Origin of the sequence: Pseudomonas fluorescens, assembly GCF_040448305.1 — a bacterium.
Classification (GTDB): Bacteria; Pseudomonadota; Gammaproteobacteria; order Pseudomonadales; family Pseudomonadaceae; genus Aquipseudomonas; species Aquipseudomonas fluorescens_BH.
This window is the reverse complement of record NZ_CP148752.1, coordinates 5,070,463-5,091,357: the sequence shown is the minus strand read 5'-3', so window position 1 is coordinate 5,091,357 and position 20,895 is coordinate 5,070,463. Positions and strand designations below refer to the sequence as shown.

Annotated in this window: 18 protein-coding genes and 5 pseudogenes; 17 read left to right on the top strand and 6 right to left on the bottom strand. The window is 58.6% G+C overall.

Annotated elements, in window-relative coordinates; all coding sequences use genetic code 11:
* Positions 1-60 precede the first annotated feature (60 nt).
* Positions 61-159: pseudogene (locus tag WHX55_RS23030) on the top strand (IS3 family transposase); the annotation flags it as partial.
* Between the two features lie 184 nt (positions 160-343).
* On the opposite strand, the pseudogene WHX55_RS23025 reads toward WHX55_RS23030, so the two are convergent.
* Positions 344-790 (bottom strand): annotated as a pseudogene (locus tag WHX55_RS23025) (DDE-type integrase/transposase/recombinase); the annotation flags it as partial.
* Positions 791-904: 114 nt separating this feature from the next.
* Between WHX55_RS23025 and WHX55_RS23020 the strand changes: the two are divergent.
* The 7 genes and pseudogenes from WHX55_RS23020 to fabF all read left to right on the top strand — a co-directional run.
* A pseudogene (locus tag WHX55_RS23020) lies at positions 905-1,240 on the top strand (MBL fold metallo-hydrolase); the annotation flags it as partial.
* 164 nt (positions 1,241-1,404) lie between these two features.
* A pseudogene (locus WHX55_RS23015) lies at positions 1,405-1,551 on the top strand (dTDP-glucose 4,6-dehydratase); the annotation flags it as partial.
* A 134-nt stretch (positions 1,552-1,685) separates the two neighbouring features.
* Positions 1,686-2,777, top strand: a complete 1,092-nt coding sequence (locus WHX55_RS23010) for an EpsG family protein (RefSeq protein WP_191624936.1) — start codon at positions 1,686-1,688, stop codon at positions 2,775-2,777.
* 66 nt (positions 2,778-2,843) lie between these two features.
* Positions 2,844-3,176: pseudogene (locus tag WHX55_RS23005) on the top strand (transposase); the annotation flags it as partial.
* Positions 3,177-3,288: 112 nt separating this feature from the next.
* Positions 3,289-3,624: a helix-hairpin-helix domain-containing protein gene (locus WHX55_RS23000; RefSeq protein ID WP_150758229.1), complete on the top strand. Its 336-nt coding sequence runs from the start codon at positions 3,289-3,291 to the stop codon at positions 3,622-3,624.
* Positions 3,625-3,829: 205 nt separating this feature from the next.
* Positions 3,830-4,624, top strand: a complete 795-nt coding sequence (locus WHX55_RS22995; RefSeq protein WP_150758228.1) for an SDR family oxidoreductase — start codon at positions 3,830-3,832, stop codon at positions 4,622-4,624.
* Positions 4,625-4,656: 32 nt separating this feature from the next.
* The gene (fabF, locus tag WHX55_RS22990; RefSeq protein WP_151214619.1) at positions 4,657-5,931 is read left to right on the top strand and encodes a beta-ketoacyl-ACP synthase II; all 1,275 of its coding nucleotides are present in this window, start codon (positions 4,657-4,659) and stop codon (positions 5,929-5,931) included.
* Here the strand turns inward: fabF and WHX55_RS22985 are convergent.
* The 3 genes from WHX55_RS22985 to eat all read right to left on the bottom strand — a co-directional run bounded on the left by WHX55_RS22985 (position 5,928) and on the right by eat (position 8,434).
* On the bottom strand, positions 5,928-6,485 hold the full coding sequence (locus WHX55_RS22985; RefSeq protein WP_150758226.1) for a TetR/AcrR family transcriptional regulator: 558 nt from the start codon (positions 6,483-6,485) through the stop codon (positions 5,928-5,930). The two genes, fabF and WHX55_RS22985, sit on opposite strands and share 4 nt — an antisense overlap.
* 292 nt (positions 6,486-6,777) lie before the next feature.
* The gene (locus WHX55_RS22980; protein WP_008017828.1) at positions 6,778-6,945 is read right to left on the bottom strand and encodes a DUF2897 family protein; all 168 of its coding nucleotides are present in this window, start codon (positions 6,943-6,945) and stop codon (positions 6,778-6,780) included.
* Between the two features lie 124 nt (positions 6,946-7,069).
* Positions 7,070-8,434 (bottom strand): ethanolamine permease, encoded by a 1,365-nt coding sequence (eat, locus tag WHX55_RS22975; protein ID WP_151214620.1) that lies wholly within the window; start codon positions 8,432-8,434, stop codon positions 7,070-7,072.
* A 393-nt stretch (positions 8,435-8,827) separates the two neighbouring features.
* On the opposite strand from eat, the gene kdpF reads away from it, so the two are divergent.
* The 6 genes from kdpF to WHX55_RS22945 all read left to right on the top strand — a co-directional run bounded on the left by kdpF (position 8,828) and on the right by WHX55_RS22945 (position 16,906).
* Complete coding sequence (kdpF, locus tag WHX55_RS22970; protein WP_007899818.1) at positions 8,828-8,917, top strand: K(+)-transporting ATPase subunit F; 90 nt, start codon at positions 8,828-8,830, stop codon at positions 8,915-8,917.
* A gap of 8 nt (positions 8,918-8,925) precedes the next feature.
* Positions 8,926-10,620 (top strand): potassium-transporting ATPase subunit KdpA, encoded by a 1,695-nt coding sequence (gene kdpA, locus WHX55_RS22965; RefSeq protein ID WP_151214621.1) that lies wholly within the window; start codon positions 8,926-8,928, stop codon positions 10,618-10,620.
* 26 nt (positions 10,621-10,646) lie between these two features.
* A complete protein-coding gene (kdpB, locus tag WHX55_RS22960; protein WP_151214622.1) occupies positions 10,647-12,704 on the top strand; it encodes a potassium-transporting ATPase subunit KdpB in 2,058 nt (685 codons plus the stop codon).
* 135 nt (positions 12,705-12,839) lie between these two features.
* Positions 12,840-13,385, top strand: coding sequence for a potassium-transporting ATPase subunit KdpC (kdpC, locus tag WHX55_RS22955; RefSeq protein ID WP_150758222.1), 546 nt, complete (start codon positions 12,840-12,842; stop codon positions 13,383-13,385).
* Between the two features lie 131 nt (positions 13,386-13,516).
* Positions 13,517-16,168: a sensor histidine kinase KdpD gene (locus WHX55_RS22950; protein ID WP_353741386.1), complete on the top strand. Its 2,652-nt coding sequence runs from the start codon at positions 13,517-13,519 to the stop codon at positions 16,166-16,168.
* Between the two features lie 48 nt (positions 16,169-16,216).
* Positions 16,217-16,906, top strand: a complete 690-nt coding sequence (locus tag WHX55_RS22945; protein ID WP_150758220.1) for a response regulator — start codon at positions 16,217-16,219, stop codon at positions 16,904-16,906.
* A 160-nt stretch (positions 16,907-17,066) separates the two neighbouring features.
* Here the strand turns inward: WHX55_RS22945 and WHX55_RS22940 are convergent, their stop codons facing one another.
* On the bottom strand, positions 17,067-18,104 hold the full coding sequence (locus WHX55_RS22940; protein WP_150758219.1) for a patatin-like phospholipase family protein: 1,038 nt from the start codon (positions 18,102-18,104) through the stop codon (positions 17,067-17,069).
* Positions 18,105-18,325: 221 nt separating this feature from the next.
* Between WHX55_RS22940 and WHX55_RS22935 the strand changes: the two genes are divergently transcribed.
* The 3 genes from WHX55_RS22935 (at position 18,326) to WHX55_RS22925 (ending at position 20,493) form a co-directional block, all read left to right on the top strand.
* Positions 18,326-18,604 carry a hypothetical protein gene (locus WHX55_RS22935; protein ID WP_034150181.1) on the top strand — a complete coding sequence of 93 codons (279 nt, stop codon included), beginning with the start codon at positions 18,326-18,328 and terminating at the stop codon, positions 18,602-18,604.
* A 100-nt stretch (positions 18,605-18,704) separates the two neighbouring features.
* Positions 18,705-19,463, top strand: a complete 759-nt coding sequence (locus WHX55_RS22930; protein WP_353741385.1) for a CHAD domain-containing protein — start codon at positions 18,705-18,707, stop codon at positions 19,461-19,463.
* A 232-nt stretch (positions 19,464-19,695) separates the two neighbouring features.
* A complete protein-coding gene (locus tag WHX55_RS22925) occupies positions 19,696-20,493 on the top strand; it encodes an acyl-CoA thioesterase domain-containing protein (protein ID WP_151214626.1) in 798 nt (265 codons plus the stop codon).
* Here the strand turns inward: WHX55_RS22925 and WHX55_RS22920 are convergent, their stop codons facing one another.
* On the bottom strand, positions 20,494-20,859 hold the full coding sequence (locus WHX55_RS22920; RefSeq protein ID WP_150758216.1) for an Mpo1-like protein: 366 nt from the start codon (positions 20,857-20,859) through the stop codon (positions 20,494-20,496). It abuts the gene before it with no gap.
* Between the last annotated feature and the right edge of the window lie 36 nt (positions 20,860-20,895).

Here is a 20,895-nt window from a genome sequence, read left to right as displayed (position 1 = left end):
ATTTTTATCTCGACCGCCGACCTAGTAGATACGCCTGGACTCCAGACGCGCGATGGAATGCGGGCCGTGGCCTTCGAGTACATTGAGGTTTTCTACAACCGCAAGCGCCTGCATTCGACCTTGGACTACCGCTCTCCCTGTCAGTTGCTCAGTGACTGGCGCCTTGAGCAACAAGCGGAGAAAAGATTAGCACAACCACCGCCCTTTGGAAGGCGAAAACCCGAGGGAACCTCAAATGGGCCAAACGAGACGGCCCTGGGGGGAGGGGAAGTAAGAATGCTTTGATCCCGGTAGGGAATGGGCTTGTATAACTATGGTGAATTTTCAAAGTAGAGGTATCCATTTATACGTGGGCAACTCGCTCCGAAAATACAACATGCCTATCAATCAAGATGTAGTGGTCAACTAATCCCGGACACTGCGTGAGTTTTTCCTCGGCAACAGCGGGCGGCAGCCCGCCGTTGAATTGATGTGGCCGTTTCCGGTTGCAGCGCTGCATCAAAAACCGACCAATATCCTGCTGTGCCAGCGAAGCATTCATTTGGCCCACGGCCGGTACCCATTCCGTTTTCAGGCGGCGAAACAACCGCTCCATCGGCGTATTGTCGTGGCAGTTCCCGCGTCGACTCATGTTCTGCTTGAAGCGATAGCGCCAGAGTCGCTGGCGGAAGCTTCGGCTGGCGTATTGGCTGCCTTGGTCTGAGTGAAAGAGCACGTTCCGAGGCCAGCCACGCTGCTCATAGGCCATGTACAAGGCCTTGATTAACAGGTCGGCATCGGGCTTCGATGAAAACGTCATGGCGCCAAGGATTGGCTCCTGCCACCAACTCCTATTGATGCCCAGCCTGTTGATCGACTACGGCCGTTCCAGGGCGTGGAAACCTCTGCTAAAAGCAGGTCCGGCGTCGATCGCCATCAAGAAGCACATTTGAAGAGGGTTCGCCATCTGACGGAAACCGTTCGTCCGGCCATCGTCATCGCAGGGAACGGAATGTGCAGCAGCGGTCGAATCGTCAATTATCTGATAGTCATGCTGCACGACCTGCGACACAATGTTCTCTTCGTCGGTTACCGAGCCTAAGGCACATTGGGTCAAGCCATTCAAGCCTACGGCCAGCGCGGTGGTTACGTGGAGCTGCACAAGCAACGCTATGACATCCGGGCACAAATCCATACCATAGGCGGCTATTCGGCCCATGTGAACCATAAAGGCGTTGTGAATTTTGTTATGCGAATGCGTGCATGATCGTCAGAAGGGCGAACTGCAGGCCAATCAACGATTAGCCGAAATGCTATCCAGCAAGTAAAAGAGTAGAGGAAGGTTCGTAGCTGCTGTTTACCCGAGCCAGGTAAGGGGAGCAGTGGATATTTCAAATAAACAGGCAACGATAAAGAAAAATGTAGATGAGAATTTTAGTTTCAGGTGGAGCTACTTTTAATGGATCTGTCGTCATTCGCCACATCATCTGCAACACCAGTGATGACGTGGTCAAACTCAACGAGCTGACCTATACCGGCATCCTCGAATCACTGGCTGCGTTCATCGAGAACAATATTATCGTGCGCTTATGAATAAAATATTACTATCTCTGCTATCTAATGTTTTATATTGTCAAGTGTAAGGCGGGGCGAGTGAAGTGATTGCATATTTTTCAGTAAGTTTGATGTTGTGGATTTTGTTTCTTATGTCTATAAGCTTGGGCCCGGATAGCCGGGATAGTCGGGCTCTGGATTTTTGTGCGTTGATGTTGTTTGTTTTGTTTTCGGGCCTCCGGTTTGAGACTGGTAATGATTGGCTTATATACAAGCAGGATTACGAAAGTATTGAGGTTTCTGATTTTTTTGCATTTGTTCAGGCGTCGTCATTTGAGCCACTATATTTGGCCGTTACATTTATATTCAGTCAGGTTGTAAGCTTTCAAACGTTCTTGTTTTTGGTATCTGTTTTTAATGGCTTTATTCTTTACAGGTTTTGTAGGTTTTTTGGCGCAGGGTTTTCTGGTGTTGGAGCTGTTTGTTTTTGTTGGACGTACTTGGCAACAAATATGGCGACGATAAGGTTTTCGCTTTCGATTTCATTGGTGTTGCTTGCGGTATTGTGTTGGCTTGAAAAGGATAAGTTTAAATCTATATTTTACACTTGCTTGTCTGTTGGCTTTCATTCCTTTTCGCTTGCTTTTATGCCTTTGTTGCTATTATCGAGGGTTGAGTTAAAGGCGAGCATGGTTTTTCTGATTTTGTCGGGCGGCGTTGTTTTTGGTTTGAGCTTTAGTTATTTGTTAGATTCGGGGCTGTTTTCTTACATTCCTTTCTCTGAGAAGCTGTTGTTTTATTCTGAAAAGTCTGCTCGGTCTGGTATATCTATCGGTTCTTTGTTTTATGTGGCGTTAAATGGTTTTTTCATGATTTGCTTGTTTAGGGATCGATTTGAATCGGTGCTGCTGAATCTTGCCAGGTGGAGCACGCTTATACTGCTTGCCCTTCAGGTTGGTATGTGGTTTTTACCTGTTTTTTGGAATAGATACCAAGTTCTCACGGTTTTAATTCAGGCTGTTTATATTTCATTTAATTTTGTAAGGCGTGGGTTTATGTTGGAAACCTTGGCCCTCATGCTTATTTCGTTATTGGTGTTGGCGAAATTTTTGTTGGATCCTGCTTTTGTCTCATATGTGCCCTATCAAAATGTGATTTCCGAAGTTTTTGGTACTGATCGTGGAGATGGAGAACGAAGATTTTATGAGGCTCTCGATGCTCATATAGATCGGAATGTCAAATGATGGTGGCAGAGAAGCAATGCAATTTTGCATTTTTGTTCGAGATGGGGTCTTCATGATTAGTGTTTGTATCTGGCCGGCAACTGGAGCTGGCTGGAACGCTACGTGGAGGCCGGTTTTTTACCGATCGACAACAATTCCACCGAACGAGCGATAAAGCCGTTCGTGATCGGACGCAAGGCATGGCTGTTCAGCGATACGCCTGAAGGCGCTACGGCCAGTGCCGAGATCTACAGCTTGGTCGAGACCGCCAAGGTCAACGGCCAGGAACCCAGTACGTCGCTGCGCCACGTACTGGAGCGGCTGCCACATGCGCAGTCGGTGGCTGAACTGCTCACCCGAAATATCATGGGAGACGAGGAGCGCACCTGGCGGTACGTGTACTTTATGGATTGCATATGATTGTTTCGCATCCTGCAACAGACACATTTTTGACAAGATCTACCCATCGCCTAAGTTTGGAAGGCAGCTTCGGAAAAGCTGCTTTCTAAAACGATGTCATGGAGCTTCAATTATGCGTACTGGCTATTTCTACTCTCTGGTTTTTGCCCTGCTCACCAGCACTTCTGTTACCACAATTGCCGCACCTGCGACTAAGCCAGAATCAGGCAACGCGCCTCTGGTGCTGGAGGTTTCCCCTAAGACACAGTCCGGCAAAGTCGATCTCAATGCAGCCGATGCCCCGACACTGCAGCGCGAGTTGACCGGTATCGGAGAGGCCAAAGCCAAGGCGATTGTTGCTTATCGTGAAAGTAATGGGCCATTTTCCTCCATAGACGAACTGCTGGAAGTGAAGGGGATAGGTAAAGCGATTCTGGACAAGAACCGCGAGAAGCTCCACGTGAACTAAGCTTGTATCTCAACGCCAGGGGCCGGTCATTGACCGGCCTTTTTGCTTTCTGGCGAAAGGGGCAGTGCAGCGCCTTTTATCGGCCAATAAAAAATTATGGCTATCATATACTGATTAAATTATGCCTATAATTCATTTGTAATTCGCTAAAGCGTACAGGCATTCAGGCGCTCGTTTCCCCTAAACATCCCCCAGGAGCACAGTCATGACTTCCACCCAGTCCCAAGGTACAGCCCTCGTTACCGGTGCATCTTCCGGTATCGGTGCGATTTACGCTGAGCGGTTGGCAGCGCGTGGTTTTGATTTGTTGTTGGTTGCTCGTGACGAGCGGCGGCTTGAGGCGGCCGCGACCAAATTGCGCGCCGAGCACGGTGTTCAGGTGGAAGTGCTCAAGGCAGACCTGACACAAAAGAATGATGTACTGAAGATCGAACAGCGTCTTCGCAGCGATTCGAGTATCAGCCTGTTGCTAAACAACGCCGGCGTCGCGGCAGATGGCTTGCTGGCGAATGCCGACATGGAGCAACTGGAAAACCTGATTCAACTGAACGTCACCACGGTCACACGCCTGGCATCGGCGGCAGCCGCCAGTTTTGCCAAGGCAGGCCGGGGTTCTATCATCAATATAGCGTCGGTGGTGGCGTTGTTTCCCGAGCGCTTCAATGCGACCTACAGCGCCAGTAAAGCGTATGTGTTAAGCCTGACGCAGTCCTTGAATGCCGAACTGGATGGCACCGGGGTCAAGGTTCAAGCTGTGTTGCCTGGCGTGACGCGCACCGAGATCTGGGAACGCTCCGGTATCGACGCTAGCCAGATTCCGGCGGACATGGTCATGGAAGCGGATGAAATGGTCGACGCGGCGCTCTCGGGTCTGGACCAGGGAGAGCTCATCACCATTCCTTCGTTGCCGGATGCCGGCGAATGGGATGCTTTTGTTGCAGCGCGTCATGTCATGGCGCCGAATCTTTCCAAAAGTACGGCCGCCGCACGTTACAAATGAGGCACCTTCCATCGGCTTGAGGTATTTGCGACATGAGTGATCGTCGAGTAGTTGTCACCGGCATGGGCCTGGTGTCTCCGCTGGGTAGCGGTGTTGAAGCTGTCTGGGAGCGTTTGCTGGCCAGGCGTTCCGGGCTGCGTAATTTACCTGAAGATGTGGTCGCCGATCTGCCGGCCAAGGTTGGCGGCGCGGTACTCACCGTGGCGGAAGATCCCGAGGCGGGTTTTGACCCGGATCGAGCAACGCCACCCAAAGAGCAGAAGAAGATGGACCGCTTCATTCTGTTTGCCATGGAGGCCGCGCGGCAGGCGTTGGAGCAGGCCGGTTGGCAAGCGCTGGACCCGCAAGCCCAGGAGCGCACTGCAACCATTATCGGTTCTGGGGTCGGTGGGTTCGGCGCGATTGCCGAAGCGGTGCGCACCACTGATAGCCGTGGACCTCGGCGACTGTCGCCCTTCACTATTCCGTCGTTCCTGGTCAATCTCGCGGCGGGTCATGTGTCGATCAAGTACGGATTCAAAGGCCCGTTGGGTGCTCCGGTAACTGCGTGTGCGGCCGGGGTGCAAGCGATTGGAGATGCGGCGCGGCTGATTCGTTGCGGCGAAGCGGATATTGCCGTGTGTGGCGGCTCGGAGGCAGCGATCGATCGGGTCAGTCTTGCCGGGTTCGCGGCGGCGCGTGCCTTGTCCAGTGGTTACAACGAAACGCCTGAGCGGGCTTCTCGGCCGTTCGACAGTGATCGCGACGGCTTCGTGATGGGGGAGGGGGCGGGACTTCTGGTGATTGAATCCCTGGAACATGCCTTGGCGCGAGGGGCTCAACCCTTAGCCGAGTTGGTCGGCTATGGCACCAGTGCTGACGCCTTTCACCTGACCGCAGGCCCCGAAGATGGCAGCGGTGCGCGCCGCGCGATGTCGCTGGCATTGGCGCAGGCTGGTATTTCAGCGGCTCAGGTGCAACATCTCAATGCGCACGCTACGTCGACTCCGGTTGGCGACCTCGGCGAGTTGGCCGCTATCAAGTCGTTGTTCGGTACAGATAACAAGGTGGCGGTGACGTCGACCAAATCGGCGACAGGGCATCTGCTCGGAGCGGCCGGCGGGATTGAGGCGATCTTCACGCTGTTGGCGATTCGTGATCAGATCGTGCCGGCCACACTGAATTTCGATAGTCCGGACCCGGCGGCGCAAGGCGTGGACATCGTCCACGGTCAGGCGCGGTCCATGGCTATCGAGTATGCGCTGTCCAACGGCTTCGGGTTCGGCGGAGTCAATGCCAGCGTATTGTTCAAGCGCTGGCAGGATTAGCCCTGGGGTTGTTTAAGAAACGTGCGTGTTACGTCGAGAATCCGCTGGGCCAGTTCCGGGTTCTCGACGCTACGCGAGAGCAGCAATGCGCCGACCAGTGCGGACATGATGACGATGCTCTGATCCGCGGCATCTTCGCCTTCAAGGGTGTCTTCTATTTGTTGGAGTCGTGCGTTCAACACTACGTCCGAGGTCGGACTTGGCTGCCCACGCAAACCAAGTTCTGATGACATGGTTGGCAACGGGCAGCCTTCATGAGGTGAGGTCTGGTGCCATTCGGACAAATAAGCGTCGATGAAAGCATCCAGTGGGCGATCCTGGGCGAACAGCTCGGCACACACCGCTTCGACCTGATCGCCAGCCGCTTGCAACGCCTTTTCAACCAGTTCGTCTTTGGACTTGAAGTGCGAGTAAAAGCCTCCGTGGGTCAACCCCAGCGCTTTCATCAGCGGTTGCAAGCCAGTCGCCCCAATACCGTCCCGACGGAATCGCGCTGAAGCTTCCTTGATGATGCGCTTGTGGGTCTGGGCTTTATGGTCCTGCGAGTAACGCATCTGAAATCTCCGCAACAATGCGCCATCTTAACCAATGAAAATGGGATGGTGACTGTACTTCTACTTCTAGAAAGCATGCAGATGCGTCTAATGGTGCTCTAAAAGCGTCATAGACTTATCAAAAAAAATGACTACTCCTTTACCAAAGTTTATTGGGCAATCATAAGGCGAAGTACATCAGCAAGGGAAAGACCTTGGCTGACATGACGCTGGTGGAGAAAAATCAGGTGTTTGCCTACAACGCCAGATAAACAAAACCCTGTCATTCACTGAGAATGACAGGGTTGTCGGGTTAGCGGTCCTTCGCTTCCTTGGCATCCATTTCCGCATTGCGTTCAGCGACGCGTTTACGTTGCTCATCGGTCAGTTCGACCTTGTTGGCGGTGTCGCGCAACATCATCAAACCGCCAACAATCGAGCCGATTGCAACGACCAGAATCAACCAGGCATACCAGGGCATAGGGCTCTCCTTGAGGGCAGGCCGATTGACGGAGTTCGCCAATCGATCGTGCATACCACTTTGAGCGATGGATTTTCGCAGTGGTTCCATTCTATGCCTGATAGGCCAAACGCACCTGAGCTGTTTATAGCCCGGTCAACATTGCGTCCGCCGGCGCATCCGCGCGCAACTGCGCGGTCAGCAGGAAGTACACGAAACCCACTGCCATGAAGCCGAGGAAGATCAGCCCGATCAAGGTGTTGAACCAGGCCATCGCCACCAGGCAGACCACTGCCAGCAGCAACGCGATCATCGGCACAAGCGGGTAGCATGGCGCACGGAACGTACGCTCCAGGTTCGGTTCGGTTTTACGCAGTTTGAACAGGCTGAGCATGCTCATGATGTACATCACGATGGCGCCGAACACTGCCATAGTGATCATTGCCGCTGTCAACGTCATACCGCCGAGGTTGATCAAGCCGTCACTGTAAATCGCCGCGATACCGATCACACCGCCAACGATGATTGCCCGGTGCGGCGTCTGGAAGCGCGACAGTTTGGCCAGGGAGGTCGGCAGATATCCGGCCCGGGCCAGCGCGAAGAACTGCCGCGAGTAGCCGAGAATAATCCCGTGGAAACTCGCCACCAGGCCGAACAGGCCGATCCACACCAGCATGTGCAGCCACCCGGAGCTTTCACCGACTACGGTTTTCATCGCTTGAGGCAGTGGGTCGTTGATGTTCGACAGGGTGCGCCAGTCGCCCACGCCGCCGGCAAAGAACATCACGCCCATGGCCAGCAATACCAGGGTTAGAATCCCGCTGATGTATGCTTTGGGAATCGTCCGTTTCGGGTCCTTGGCTTCTTCGGCGGCCATGGCGGCCCCTTCGATGGCGAGGAAGAACCAGATGGCGAACGGAATGGCCGCGAACATCCCGGCGATCGCCGGGGCACCGAATACATCGGAGCCGGCCCAGCCATTCAATGCGAAGTTGCTGAAGCTGAACGCTGGTGCAACCACGCCCATGAACACCAACAGTTCGGCCACGGCCAGTACGCAAACCACCAATTCGAACGTCGCTGCGAGTTTCACCCCGAGAATGTTCAGACCCATGAACACGATGTAGGCACCAACTGCCGCGTGTTTTGGATCGAGAGCGGGAAACTGCACGTTCAGGTAAGCACCAATCGCCAGAGCAATCGCTGGCGGCGCGAAGACGAATTCGATCAGCGTCGCCAACCCGGCGATCAGCCCGCCTTTTTCGCCAAACGCGCGGCGACTGTAGGCAAAGGGACCACCGGCATGGGGAATCGCCGTGGTCAGTTCGGTGAAGCTGAAGATGAAGCAGGTGTACATGGTGGCGACCATAAACGAGGTCACCAGAAAACCCAATGTGCCCGCGACGCCCCAGCCGTAACTCCAGCCGAAATACTCACCGGAAATCACTAGCCCGACGGCAATGCCCCACAGGTGCAACGTGCCGAGTGTGGGTTTGAGTTGTGTGTTCATGCAGTTGCTCCCTGAACGGTTTGGAATGCTCGAGAGGAGGGCGTCTGCAGTGGGCGTGCCAGTGTTGTGATAGCAGTCGTAAAGCGTAAAAACACGTCGTATCGGGGATGTTCGGTGCTGGATGCACGCATTTTGGTGCTTCAGCAGGGGGCATAGGTGCCAGTAATGCCGCCTTCGCGGGCAAGCCCGCACACATTTGGAATGTGTTTTCCCATGCAACGCGATCCCCTGTGGGAGCGGGCTTGCCCGCCCAGACACCGCTGTAACCCCAGCATAAACCCACTCTTTACGCTTTCTTTATGCCTGGCGCGCACCCTCGGTCTCGTTCCTTTACAGCCTCCTTTCCGACAATGACTCCACACGCGGCAATACGCCGTAACACGGAGAACTTCCATGAGCGTTCTGGACGGGGTGTCGCTGCTGCTCGCAGTGGGGCTGTTCATTTATCTGTTGGTTGCGCTGCTGCGCGCGGACCGGAACTAGGAGCGGCTATGCACAGTTATGACTATTGGCTGATCCTCGGTTTTTTCGCCCTGGTATTGGTCCCGGCGCCGTTTCTCGGGCGCTTCTTCTACAAGGTAATGGAAGGTCAGCGCACGTGGCTGTCGCCGGTCCTCGGGCCGGTCGAACGTGGCTGTTACCGGCTGGCCGGGGTTGACCCGCAAACTGAGCAGAGCTGGCAGAAATACGCTCTGGCCTTGCTCGCTTTCAACCTCGCAGGTTTCCTGTTGCTTTTCACGATCCTGTTGTTCCAGGACCACTTGCCGCTGAACCCGCAGAACCTGCCGGGTCAGGAGTGGACGCTGGCGTTCAACACTGCCGTCAGCTTCATGACCAACACCAACTGGCAGGCCTACAGCGGCGAAGCTTCCCTGAGCTACTTGAGCCAGATGGTTGGCCTCACCGTGCAGAACTTCGTCAGCGCCGCTACCGGTCTGGCGGTACTGGTCGCGCTGTGCCGCGGTATCGGTCGCAAATCCACCCGGACCCTGGGCAACTTCTGGGTCGACATGACCCGCGCCACCCTCTATGGCTTGTTGCCGCTGTGCCTGCTGCTGGCGCTGTATCTGGTCTGGCAGGGCGTGCCGCAAACCTTCGCGCAGTATGTGAACGCGGTGACGGTGCAGGGCGTCGACCAAGTCATTCCCCTGGGGCCTGCTGCCAGCCAGATTGCGATCAAGCAATTGGGCACCAACGGTGGCGGTTTCTTCGGCGTGAACTCGACGCATCCGTTCGAGAACCCGACGGCGTGGAGCAACCTGTTCGAAATGGCCTCGATCATTCTGATCCCCGTCGCGCTGGTGTTCACCTTCGGCCATTACGTGAAGGACCTGCGTCAGAGCCGCGCGATCATCGCCTGCATGCTGGCGCTGTTCCTGATCGGCGGCGCCACCTCGCTGTGGGCTGAATACCAGCCGAACCCGGCCCTGAACAACGTCGCCATCGAACAGACCGCACCGCTGGAAGGCAAGGAAGCGCGTTTGGGCACCACTGCCACGGTGTTGTGGTCGGTGACCACCACGGCCGCGTCCAACGGTTCGGTGAACGGCATGCACGACAGCCTCAACCCGCTGAGCGGCATGGTGGCCCTGGTCAACATGATGGTGGGCGAAGTGATCTTCGGCGGCGTTGGTGCCGGGCTCTACGGCATGTTGCTCAACGTGCTGATCGCGGTGTTCCTTGCCGGCCTGATGATCGGCCGTACTCCGGAATACCTCGGCAAGAAACTGCAGGCCAGGGAGGTGCAATTGCTGGTGGTGACCCTGATGGTCATGCCGATTGGCGTACTGGTGCTCAGCGCGATCGCCGCCAGCCTGCCAGGCCCGGTCGCTGCTGTGAGTAACCCCGGTCCACACGGTTTCAGCCAGTTGCTCTACGCCTACACCTCGGCCAGTGCCAACAACGGTTCGGCGTTTGGTGGTTTCGGCGCCAACACCCCCTTCCACAACCTGATGCTGGGCCTGGGCATGTTGATCGGTCGCTTCGGCTACATCCTCCCGGTACTGGCCCTGGCCGGCAGCCTGGCGATGAAGAAAACCGCGCCGATTGGACAAAACAGCTTCCCGACCCACGGCCCGCTATTCGTGACCCTGCTGACCGTGACCATTTTGCTGGTGGGTGGTTTGACCTTCCTGCCGACTTTGGCACTGGGCCCGATCGCAGAACATTTGAGCATGGGCTTCTGAGCCGGTTCTCTTCTGAGGAGCAAATGATGAATATGCCCGTAACAAAACCGGTCCTCGCCAAGGCGCTGGAACAACCGAAAACCGCGATCTCGGCCCTGTGGCGTCCGGCGCTGGTGCAAGCCTTCGTCAAGCTCGACCCACGGCAATTGCAGCGTGCTCCGGTGATGCTGGTGGTCGAACTGACGGCGATCCTGACCACCGTGTTGTGCTTCATTCCCGACACGGCGGTGCCGACTTTCGTCGCCGCGCAAATCGCGGTGTGGCTGTGGTTCACCGTGCTGTTTGCCAACTTCGCCGAAGCCTTGGCCGAAGGTCGTGGCAAGGCCCGCGCCGACAGCCTCAAGGCCGGCAGCGAAGGCCTCAGCGCCCGGCGCAAAACCGGCAACGGCAGCTTTCAGGTGGTGCCCGCCGCCAACCTGCGCAAAGGCGATGTGGTGCGCGTCGAAGCGGGGGAGATGATCCCCGGTGACGGTGAGGTGATCGAAGGCATCGCGGCGGTCAACGAAGCGGCGATTACCGGTGAATCGGCGCCGGTGATTCGCGAGTCCGGTGGCGACCGTTCGGCCGTTACCGGCAACACACGGCTGGTGTCTGACTGGCTGCTGGTGAAGATCACCGCCAATCCCGGCGAGTCGACGCTGGACCGCATGATTGCTCTGGTCGAAGGCGCCAAACGGCAGAAAACTCCGAACGAAGTGGCGCTCGATATCCTGCTGATCGGCCTGACCCTGATCTTCCTGCTGGTCGTGGTGACCCTGCAACCATTCGCCCACTTCGCCAATGGCAGCCTGCCGCTGGTGTTCCTTGTGGCGCTGTTGGTCACGTTGATTCCGACCACCATCGGCGGTTTGCTGTCGGCCATCGGTATCGCCGGGATGGATCGCCTGGTGCGCCTGAACGTGATCGCCAAATCCGGTCGTGCGGTGGAAGCGGCGGGGGACGTGCATGTTCTGCTGCTGGACAAGACCGGCACCATCACCTTCGGTAACCGTCGTTGCTCGGCGGTGTATGCCGCGCCTGGCGTGACAGCCGGAGAACTGGCCGAGGGCGCATTGCTGGCTTCGCTGGCCGACGACACTGCGGAAGGCAAGTCGATCGTCGAGTACCTGCGTGGCACTCATCCGCAACCGGAACCGGCCGCTGAGGTGCTGACAGCTGTGCCATTCAGTGCCGAAACCCGCTTGTCCGGTGTCGACTATCAAGGGCGCGTGTACCGCAAAGGCGCGGTGGATTCGTTGCTGGCGTTCGTGGGCCTCAAGCGCGCTGATCTGGCTGCACCGTTGTCCCGTGAAATCGACAAGATCGCCCAAAGCGGTGGCACCCCGTTGCTGGTGTGTGCCGACGGCAAGTTGCTCGGTGCGATCCACCTCAAGGACGTGGTCAAGCCCGGTATCCGCGAGCGTTTCGCCGAGCTGCGCAAGCTGGGGATCCGCACCGTCATGGTCACCGGCGACAACCCGTTGACCGCCGCTGCCATCGCCGCTGAAGCGGGGGTGGACGATGTGCTGGCCGAAGCCACGCCGGAGAAAAAACTGGCGCGCATTCGTCACGAGCAAAACGACGGTCGTCTGGTCGCCATGTGCGGCGACGGCGCCAACGACGCACCGGCCCTGGCCCAGGCGGACGTCGGCATGGCGATGAACGACGGCACGCAAGCGGCCCGTGAAGCGGCCAACATGGTTGACCTCGACAGTGACCCGACCAAGCTGCTGGACGTGGTGCAGATCGGCAAGGAGTTGCTGGTCACCCGCGGTGCGCTGACGACCTTTTCCATCGCCAACGACGTGGCCAAGTACTTCGCGATTCTGCCGGCACTGTTCGCCGCGATCTATCCGCAACTGGGCGTGCTCAACGTGATGCACCTGAGCAGTCCGCAGAGCGCGATTCTCTCGGCGATCGTGTTCAACGCCTTGATCATTGTGGTGCTGATTCCGCTGGCGCTGCGCGGTGTGCGGGTTCATGCGGCGAGTGCGGCGGCGTTGTTGCGGCGCAATCTGCTGATCTACGGTCTGGGCGGGATTCTGGTGCCGTTCGTGGGCATCAAGGCGATCGACATGCTGTTGACGGCGTTGCATCTGGTTTGACTGCGTGGTGTGCCAGATAAGCCGCCATCGCGAGCAAGCTCGCTCCCACAAAAGCACCTCATACCCTGTGGGAGCGAGCTTGCTCGCGATGGATGCGCCACGGTGTACCTGACTTGTGAATTCGAGGATTTTGAAATGTCCACATTGATACGTCCGGCCCTGAGCCTGCTGGTCCTGATGACGCTGATCACCGGCGTCGCCTATCCACTGGTGGTCACCGGCGTGGCCCAGGTCGCGTTTCCGGATCAGGCCAACGGCAGCCTGGTGCGGGATGCCGAGGGCAAGGTCCGCGGTTCCTCGCTGATCGCCCAGGATTTCGTTGGCGACGCCTGGTTCCACCCGCGTCCTTCGGCCGGTGCCTTTGCCACCGTGTCGAGCAGTGCCAGCAACCTGTCGCCGAACAACCCGGCGCTGGCGACGCGGGTGATCGACGAGGCCAGCAAACTGCTGGTGCCAGGCCAGGGGCCGGTGCCCTTGGCGCTGGTCACTACCTCCGGCAGCGGTCTGGATCCGCACTTGCCACCGGCGGCGATTGCCTATCAACTGGCGCGTGTCGCGACGGCGCGCAACTTGCCGGTCGCGACACTGCAACAACTGCTGGACGCTCACGTCGAGCAGCCATTGGTAGGCCCGCCGGTGGTCAATGTGCTTGAGTTGAATCTGGCGCTGGAAAGCCTTTAGGTCCGTGGCGCTGCCATTCGCGAGCAGGCTCGCTCCCACAGGAGTATGCATTCCAATTGTGGGAGCGAGCCTGCTCGCGATGACGGCCTCACAATCACCACAACAACATCTGAAAAAAGAGATTCCCAAGCATGAGCAACTCCGGCCGCGCCGACGCGCTGTTAGCAGACCTGCCCCGCGATGGCCGTGGCCGGCTCAAGGTATTTCTCGGTGCCGCGCCGGGTGTCGGCAAGACCTACGCCATGCTGCAAGCGGCCCATACCCAGTTACGCCAAGGGGTGAAAATCATCGCCGGCGTCGTCGAAACCCACGGTAGGGCCGAAACCGAAGCCCTGCTCGGCGGCTTGTCGCAGCAGCCGTTGGTGCGCTCGGAATACCGTGGCGTGTTGCTCGAAGAAATGGATCTCGACGGTCTGCTCCTCGCCAAACCGAAGCTGGTGCTGGTCGACGAACTGGCGCATACCAACGCACCCGGTAGCCGTCACGAAAAACGCTGGCAGGACATTCAGGAACTGCTCGCTGCCGGTATTGACGTGTACACCACGGTCAACGTCCAGCACCTGGAAAGCCTCAACGACCAGGTGCGCGGCATCACCGGCGTGCAGGTCCGCGAGACCCTGCCGGACTGGGTGTTGCAGGAAGCCTACGAACTGCTGCTGATCGACTTGCCGCCGCGGGAACTACTGGAGCGCCTGCGCGATGGCAAGGTCTATGTGCCGGAGCAGGCGCGGGCGGCCATCGACGCGTTCTTTTCCCAGACCAACCTGACGGCCCTGCGCGAACTGGCGATGCAAACCGCGGCGGCTCAGGTCGATAACGATCTGGCCCAAGGGTATCGCCAGTTGGGGCAAGCGGCGCCGGCCGTGCGCGGGCGTTTGCTGGTAGGGGTCGACGGCGATGCCCAGGCCGAGCGCCTGGTGCGCCATGCCAGTCGCGTGGCCCAGCGGCGGCACCTGCCCTGGAGCCTGGTGCACGTGGACAACGGCCGCGTGCGTGACGAACAGTCCCGCCTGCGTCTGCAGAGCGCCCAGCAACTGGCCGAGCGCCTGGGCGGCGAAGTGGTGTTGCTGCGCGCCGGTGAAGTGGCGAAAACCCTGATCCAGCATGCCGCCGAACGCCGCGCCAGCCTGGTGCTGGTCGGTCAGTCCCGGCCGCGGTTGCGCCGACGTCTGTTCGGTGGCGGGCTTGCGGCGCGATTGCTGCGTAATGCACGCGGACTGGAAATCAACGTTCTCGACAGCGATCATCAACAGCTTCAACCCCATCAGCGGTCGATGCATTCACTGGTCTGGTTCGACTACGCATTGGCCGTTGTCGCGACGGTTCTGGCCAGCGCCCTGGCCTGGGCCGTGGCGAGCGTGCTGCCACTGCCGAATATCTCCCTGGTGTTCCTTGCAGCGGTGTTGCTGGTGGCGGTGCGCAGCAGCCTCGGACCGGCGCTGGCTTGTGCGGCGCTGTCGTTCCTGACCTATGACTTCCTGTTCATTCCACCGAATTTCTCTTTCAGCATCCAGCGCGAAGAAGACGTACTGACCTTGCTGTTCTTCCTGCTGATGGCGGCCCTCACCGGCAATCTCGCAGCGCGCCAGCGCAGGCAATTGCAGGCACTGCGCGATACCCAGGAAGAGACCACCGAATTGCTCGACCTATCACGCAAACTCACCGCCGCCACCGACCGCCAGGCCGTGGTCAGCGCGGCTGCCCAGCACCTCAATGGTTGGAGCGATGTGCAACTGTGCCTGCTCAATCGTGATGGGCAAAACGGCTGGAAAGTCGAAACCGGTGGCCCGCTGGAGTTCAGCGAAGCCGAGCGCGCCGCCGCCGATTGGGCCTGGCAGCACGATCAACCGGCAGGTGCGGGCACCGGTACTTTGCCGTTCGGCCGCTGGTGGTGGTGGCCGTTATCGGTGGAAGACGGCCCGCTGGCGTTGCTCGGCGTATGCGCAAGGGAAGGCCAGACTCTGAGCGGCCAGCGCCGACGTTTGTTGACCGCGCTGAGCCAGCCGCTGGCCCAGGCGCTGGCCCGGGCGCAACTGGCCGATGATCTGGAGGCGGCGCGGCTGCACGGCGAAACCGAGCAACTGCGCAGCGCCTTGCTGGCGTCGGTGTCCCACGATTTGCGCACTCCGCTGACGTCCATGCGCGGCAGTATCGATAGCCTGCTGGCCCTGGGGGAAGCGATCCCGCTGGAGGATCGACGTGAACTGCTCGAAGGCACCCGCGATGAAGCCGAGCGCCTGGACCGCTACATTCAAAACCTGCTCGACATGACCCGTCTCGGCCACGGTGCCTTGAAGCTGGCGCGGGACTGGGTGTCACCGGCAGACATCGTCGGCAGTGCGCGCAATCGCCTGCGGGCAGTCCTTGCGCCGTTGCAGGTCAGCACCGACGTGCCGGCCGAGCTACCGCTGCTGTATGTGCATGCCGCGCTGATCGAACAGGCACTGGTCAACGTGATGGAAAACGCCGCGCGGTTTTCGCCGCCCCACGGGCGCTTGCAATTGCGCGCCGGGGCCGATGACAGCGAGCTGTTTTTCTCGGTTTGCGATGAGGGGCCGGGGATTCCGGAAGAGGAGCGGGCGAAGATTTTCGACATGTTCTACACCGCGGCGCGGGGTGATCGTGGCGGACAGGGCACCGGGCTGGGGCTGGCGATTTGTCAGGGCATGGTCGGTGCCCATGGCGGGCGCATCAGCGTCGCCGACGGCATCGAGGGGCGTGGCACCTGCATCACGTTGCACCTGCCGCTACAGGCTCAACCGGGATACGAAAATGAAGCCTGATCGCGCTTGCGCTACTCTCTTGCCACTTCTTTGTGTTGATGTGAATTCATGAGCCAGACCTCGACCATTTTGGTCATTGACGACGAACCGCAGATCCGTAAATTCCTGCGCATCAGCCTCGCTTCCCAAGGCTACAAAGTGCTGGAGGCGGGCACCGGCAGTGAAGGATTGGCGCAAGCTGCGTTGAACAAACCGGACTTGCTGGTGCTCGACCTCGGGTTGCCGGACATGGATGGCCAACAGGTATTGCGCGATTTTCGCGAGTGGTCGACGGTGCCGGTGCTGGTGCTCTCCGTGCGCGCCAGTGAAGGGCAGAAAGTCGAAGCCCTGGATGGCGGCGCCAATGACTACGTGACCAAGCCGTTCGGCATTCAGGAATTCCTGGCGCGGATTCGGGCGCTATTGCGCCAGGCGCCCGCAGGCGAGATGCAACAAGCAGCGCTGAGCTTCGGTCCGTTGATGGTCGACCTGGCGTATCGCCGGGTGTTGCTCGACGGTGTCGAAGTCGCGCTGACCCGCAAGGAATACGCGGTGCTGGCGCAACTGGCGCGGCATCCGGGGCGGGTGATCACCCAGCAGCAATTGCTCAAGGACATCTGGGGACCGACCCACACCGAAGACACTCACTACTTGCGTATCGTGGTCGGGCACTTGCGCCAGAAACTCGCGGATGACCCGACCCAACCCAGGTTCATCGTCACTGAGGCTGGGGTGGGGTATCGGTTGTTGAGTGAATAGTTTTGAAATTTTGTGGCGATTGATCTGGCCCCATCGCGAGCAGGCTCGCTCCCACATGGGATCCCGGCCAGACACACATTTTGTGAACACCAAAGATTCACTGTGGGAGCGAGCCTGCTCGCGATGAGGCCCTTACATTCAATCGAGAGTTTTCAGGCTTTCAGTTCTGCTCATTCTCATACCGGTCCAGCGTATCCCGCGCAATCTCCCGTCCCAATGCGATCAACTCCGGCGCCTTGTAGAACTCGAAAAACCGGCACACGCGTTTGGGCACGTTGATCAGGATGTCCGGTGGGTACCCGGCAATCTTGTACTGCGCCAGCGACGTCTGCATCACCTCGAAACTCTGGTTGATCAAATCCAGCAAGGACGCGGGTCCGACGTTGTCGATGATGAACGAACCGGTGGCGGAGCGGGGTGCGCCACTGGCTTGCGGAGCGGCCGCGGGTTGCTGCGCCTCGGGCTCGGCGGATTCGATCCACGGGTTGAGCTCCGCACCTTCGGCCTTCAAGGCTTCCTGTTCCAGAATCAACAATTGCTCGGCCTGTTTGCGCCGGAACGGCAACTTCGAGCCGACGGAGTTGATCAGGCTGTCGAAGCGGGTCTTGAAGGCGGCGGGACGCTGGATGATCGGCAATTGATAGTGGCGCTGGTTGGTGGAGTTGAGGTTGACCGCGATGATCAAGTCGCAATGGCTCGACACCACCGGCACGATCGGCAGCGGGTTGAGAATGCCGCCATCGACCAGCATGCGGTTGCCCTGCATCACCGGGGTAAACAGGCTGGGAATCGCTGCCGAGGCGCGCATGGCCTGATGCAGGCAACCTTCCTGGAACCAGATTTCCTGCTGGTTGGTCAGGTCGGTGGCAACCGCGGTGTAGGGGATACGCAAATCTTCGATGTTGACCTCGCCGACGATCTTGCGGATCTGCCCGAAGACTTTCTCGCCACGAATCGCCCCCAGGCGAAAACTGACGTCCACCAGGCGCAACACGTCGAGATAATCCAGGCTCTCGATCCAGTCGCGGTAATCATTGAGTTTGCCGGCGGCGTAGATCCCACCCACCACCGCGCCCATGGAGCAACCGGCGATACAGGCAATGTCATAGCCGCGCCGTTCGATCTCTTCAATGACCCCGATATGTGCATAACCCCGGGCTCCACCCGAGCCCAATACCAGTGCGACACGCTTTTTCATGGATCGCCCTCGTTTCAATGATTCAACAATGCACCCATCGAGGGCCATGCTTCAATCGCCATGGTCGTTCGGGGGGACAAGAGCGTCGTATTTTCGACACTCCATGGCGGCACATGGTTATTCTCGTCAGCGCTATAGTTTGCACAGCGGACCAACGGCACTTTTCAGGTGCCACACCGTCTTACCTGCATGACTATTGACCTATTTTTGAGGAGTATGTGATGAAAGCCTGGATCTGCGTGCCATTGATTGCCCTGGCGCTCGCCGGTTGTGCCGGCAAAACCGCTTATCGCGACAGTTGCGGTAGTAACCTGGATGCGGCATGGCATGAACTGGATCTGGCCAAAGCCGAAGGTTTCGCCGGGACCGTCAGCTACTCCAAGGCCCTGTCGCTGTTGACCGCGGCCAAGACTCAGCAGCAATTCGAGGGGTTCGAAGGCTGCACCAAAAAAGCCGAGAAGGCTCGTTTCTATATTCGTGAGTCGCGCGCGGGGCGTTAAAAGCGAAAAGCGGTTACAAGCTCTAAGCTGCAATCTGCAAGACCCTTCGAGCTTGCAGCCTGGAGCTTGCAACCTGGCGCTGTTTACGGAGTAAACCCCCATGATCGATCGGTTGGTGGCTCAGGTTCTGGGCCTGGAAGTTCGTCTGCTGGCCTGTCAGGCCCGCCTGAAAGAGCGTACTGACCCTGAAGCGTTACACGATCTGCGCACAACCATGCGTCGGTTGCGCAGCCTGCTGCGACCCTTGCGCGGGCTGCCTGGCGTCGAACAACTGGAAGCGGCAGCTTCTCGGGTGGGCGATCTGACCACGCCATTACGTGATCGCGAAGTGCTGGCGGCGTACCTGCTCCAGCACCATCAACCCCAAGCCGCACAGTGGCGCATGGCGCAAATGGCCGAGGCCTATCCGGCCGTGGCGGCCAGCCCCGAACTCGCGCAAATGTTGATCGTCCTCGACGCGTTTCCGCGTTTTCTGCGTGCAGCCCAGCGCCAGGGATTGCTCAAGGGTCTGCGCAAACGCATCGAAAAACGCCTGGGCAAGCAATGGGGAAAGCTCGACGAGGCACTGCACGATCCGACTCATGACCGTCATCGGCTGCGCCTGCTGATCAAGCGCGTGCGCTATGGCATCGACGCTTACCCCGAGCTGGACCGTTTGCCAAAAGCAGCCATGCCCCGATTGAAATCGGCCCAGGGCGCGCTGGGTGACTGGCACGATTGCGTGCAATGGCTGGCCATGGCTGAACGGGAAGCGGATTTGCAACCCTGTGTTGCAGAGTGGCAAACCAACATGGCCGAGGCTGAAAGCCGTGCGGACCGGGTGCTGGAAAAACTCAGCAAGGCCTGTTTCAAATCCTGAGACCTCCCCAGATCCATTGTAGGAGCGAGCCTGCTCGCGATGAGGCCGTGACATTCAACATTGATGTTGGCTGTCCGGGCGCTATCGCGAGCAGGCTCGCTCCTACAGGATTATGTGTTCGACACGAGCCTTGTTGGGCTCATCTGTCAGTCAATTTGGCCGGAATGGGCGATGTATCAACCACGCCAGATGGTTAAGATCCCTTCATCTTTTTCCGATCCTTGAGGTTTTCATGCGTTTTTCCGAACTGCTCGACGCTGTCCGCAGCCAGCCGCTGGAGCTGTCTATTCCGGCCTCATGGGCCCAGGGGCGAGCCAGTTTCGGTGGCCTGGTGGTCGCTTTGCAGTACGAAGCCATGCGTGCCCGGGTTCCGGCGGATCGTCCGGTGCGTTCATTGGCAATCACCTTCGTCGGCCCGGTTGAGCCCGAGGTACCGGTCAGTTTTGAAGTAGACGTACTGCGTGAAGGCAAGGCTGTCAGCCAAGTGCTGGGCCGGGTGATGCAGAAGGGCCAGGTTGTGACGTTGATCCAGGGCAGCTTTGGTGCCTCGCGCCCCTCGGAAGTGGCGGTGGCCGCTGAACCGGCACCGGAAATGAAGCACTGGGACGAATGCCAGGAATTGCCTTTCGTCGAAGGTGTCATCCCCGAGTTCATGCGCCATCTGGCGATGCGCTGGAGTATCGGCGGGCTGCCGTTCAGCGGTAGTACATCCCGGTATATGGGCGGCTGGGTACGCTTGCGCGGTGATGTAAAGGAAGAGGCTATCGGCGAGGCGCATATCCTGGCGCTGGTGGACGCCTGGCCACCGGCCCTGATGCCGTTCTTGAAGAAGCCGGCGATGGGCAGCACGCTGACCTGGACCATCGAATTCGTGCAGCCGCTGCTGGAACTGAACACCCTGGACTGGTGCAAATACCTCGTCGAAACCGAATACGCCGTCGACGGCTACGGGCATGCCGCCGCAAAAATGTGGAGCGCGGATGGCCAGTTGATCGCCATGAGCCGGCAGACGGTGACCGTGTTCGCCTGATCAGTGACGGCGGTGACGCTCACGCCAGGCGCGCCACCAGCCACCGCTGAGGAAGAACCGCGGAAACGTCAGGAACTGCTCGACCAACAGGCGCGATACCGCATCCTTGCGATCGCTGAAGGGTTCGGAGGCTTGGCTCTCCAGGCTGTGGCCGTGGCGTTGCAAGGCCAGCGCCGCAATCACACCGATCACGCCGATGGCGATGTTTGCCAGGCTCAGGCTGAACACCCCGGTCACAATCAGCAGAAACGCCACGATGAACAGCGGCACCGCGATCAGGTGCAGCACCAGATTGGTCGGGTGCTGGTGATTGTTCGGGTACGCTCGCCATTGCCAGGCGGGAAGGTTGGGGTGACGTTTACCCATGATGCTGATCCTCGATCCATGTTGAACACATGTAGG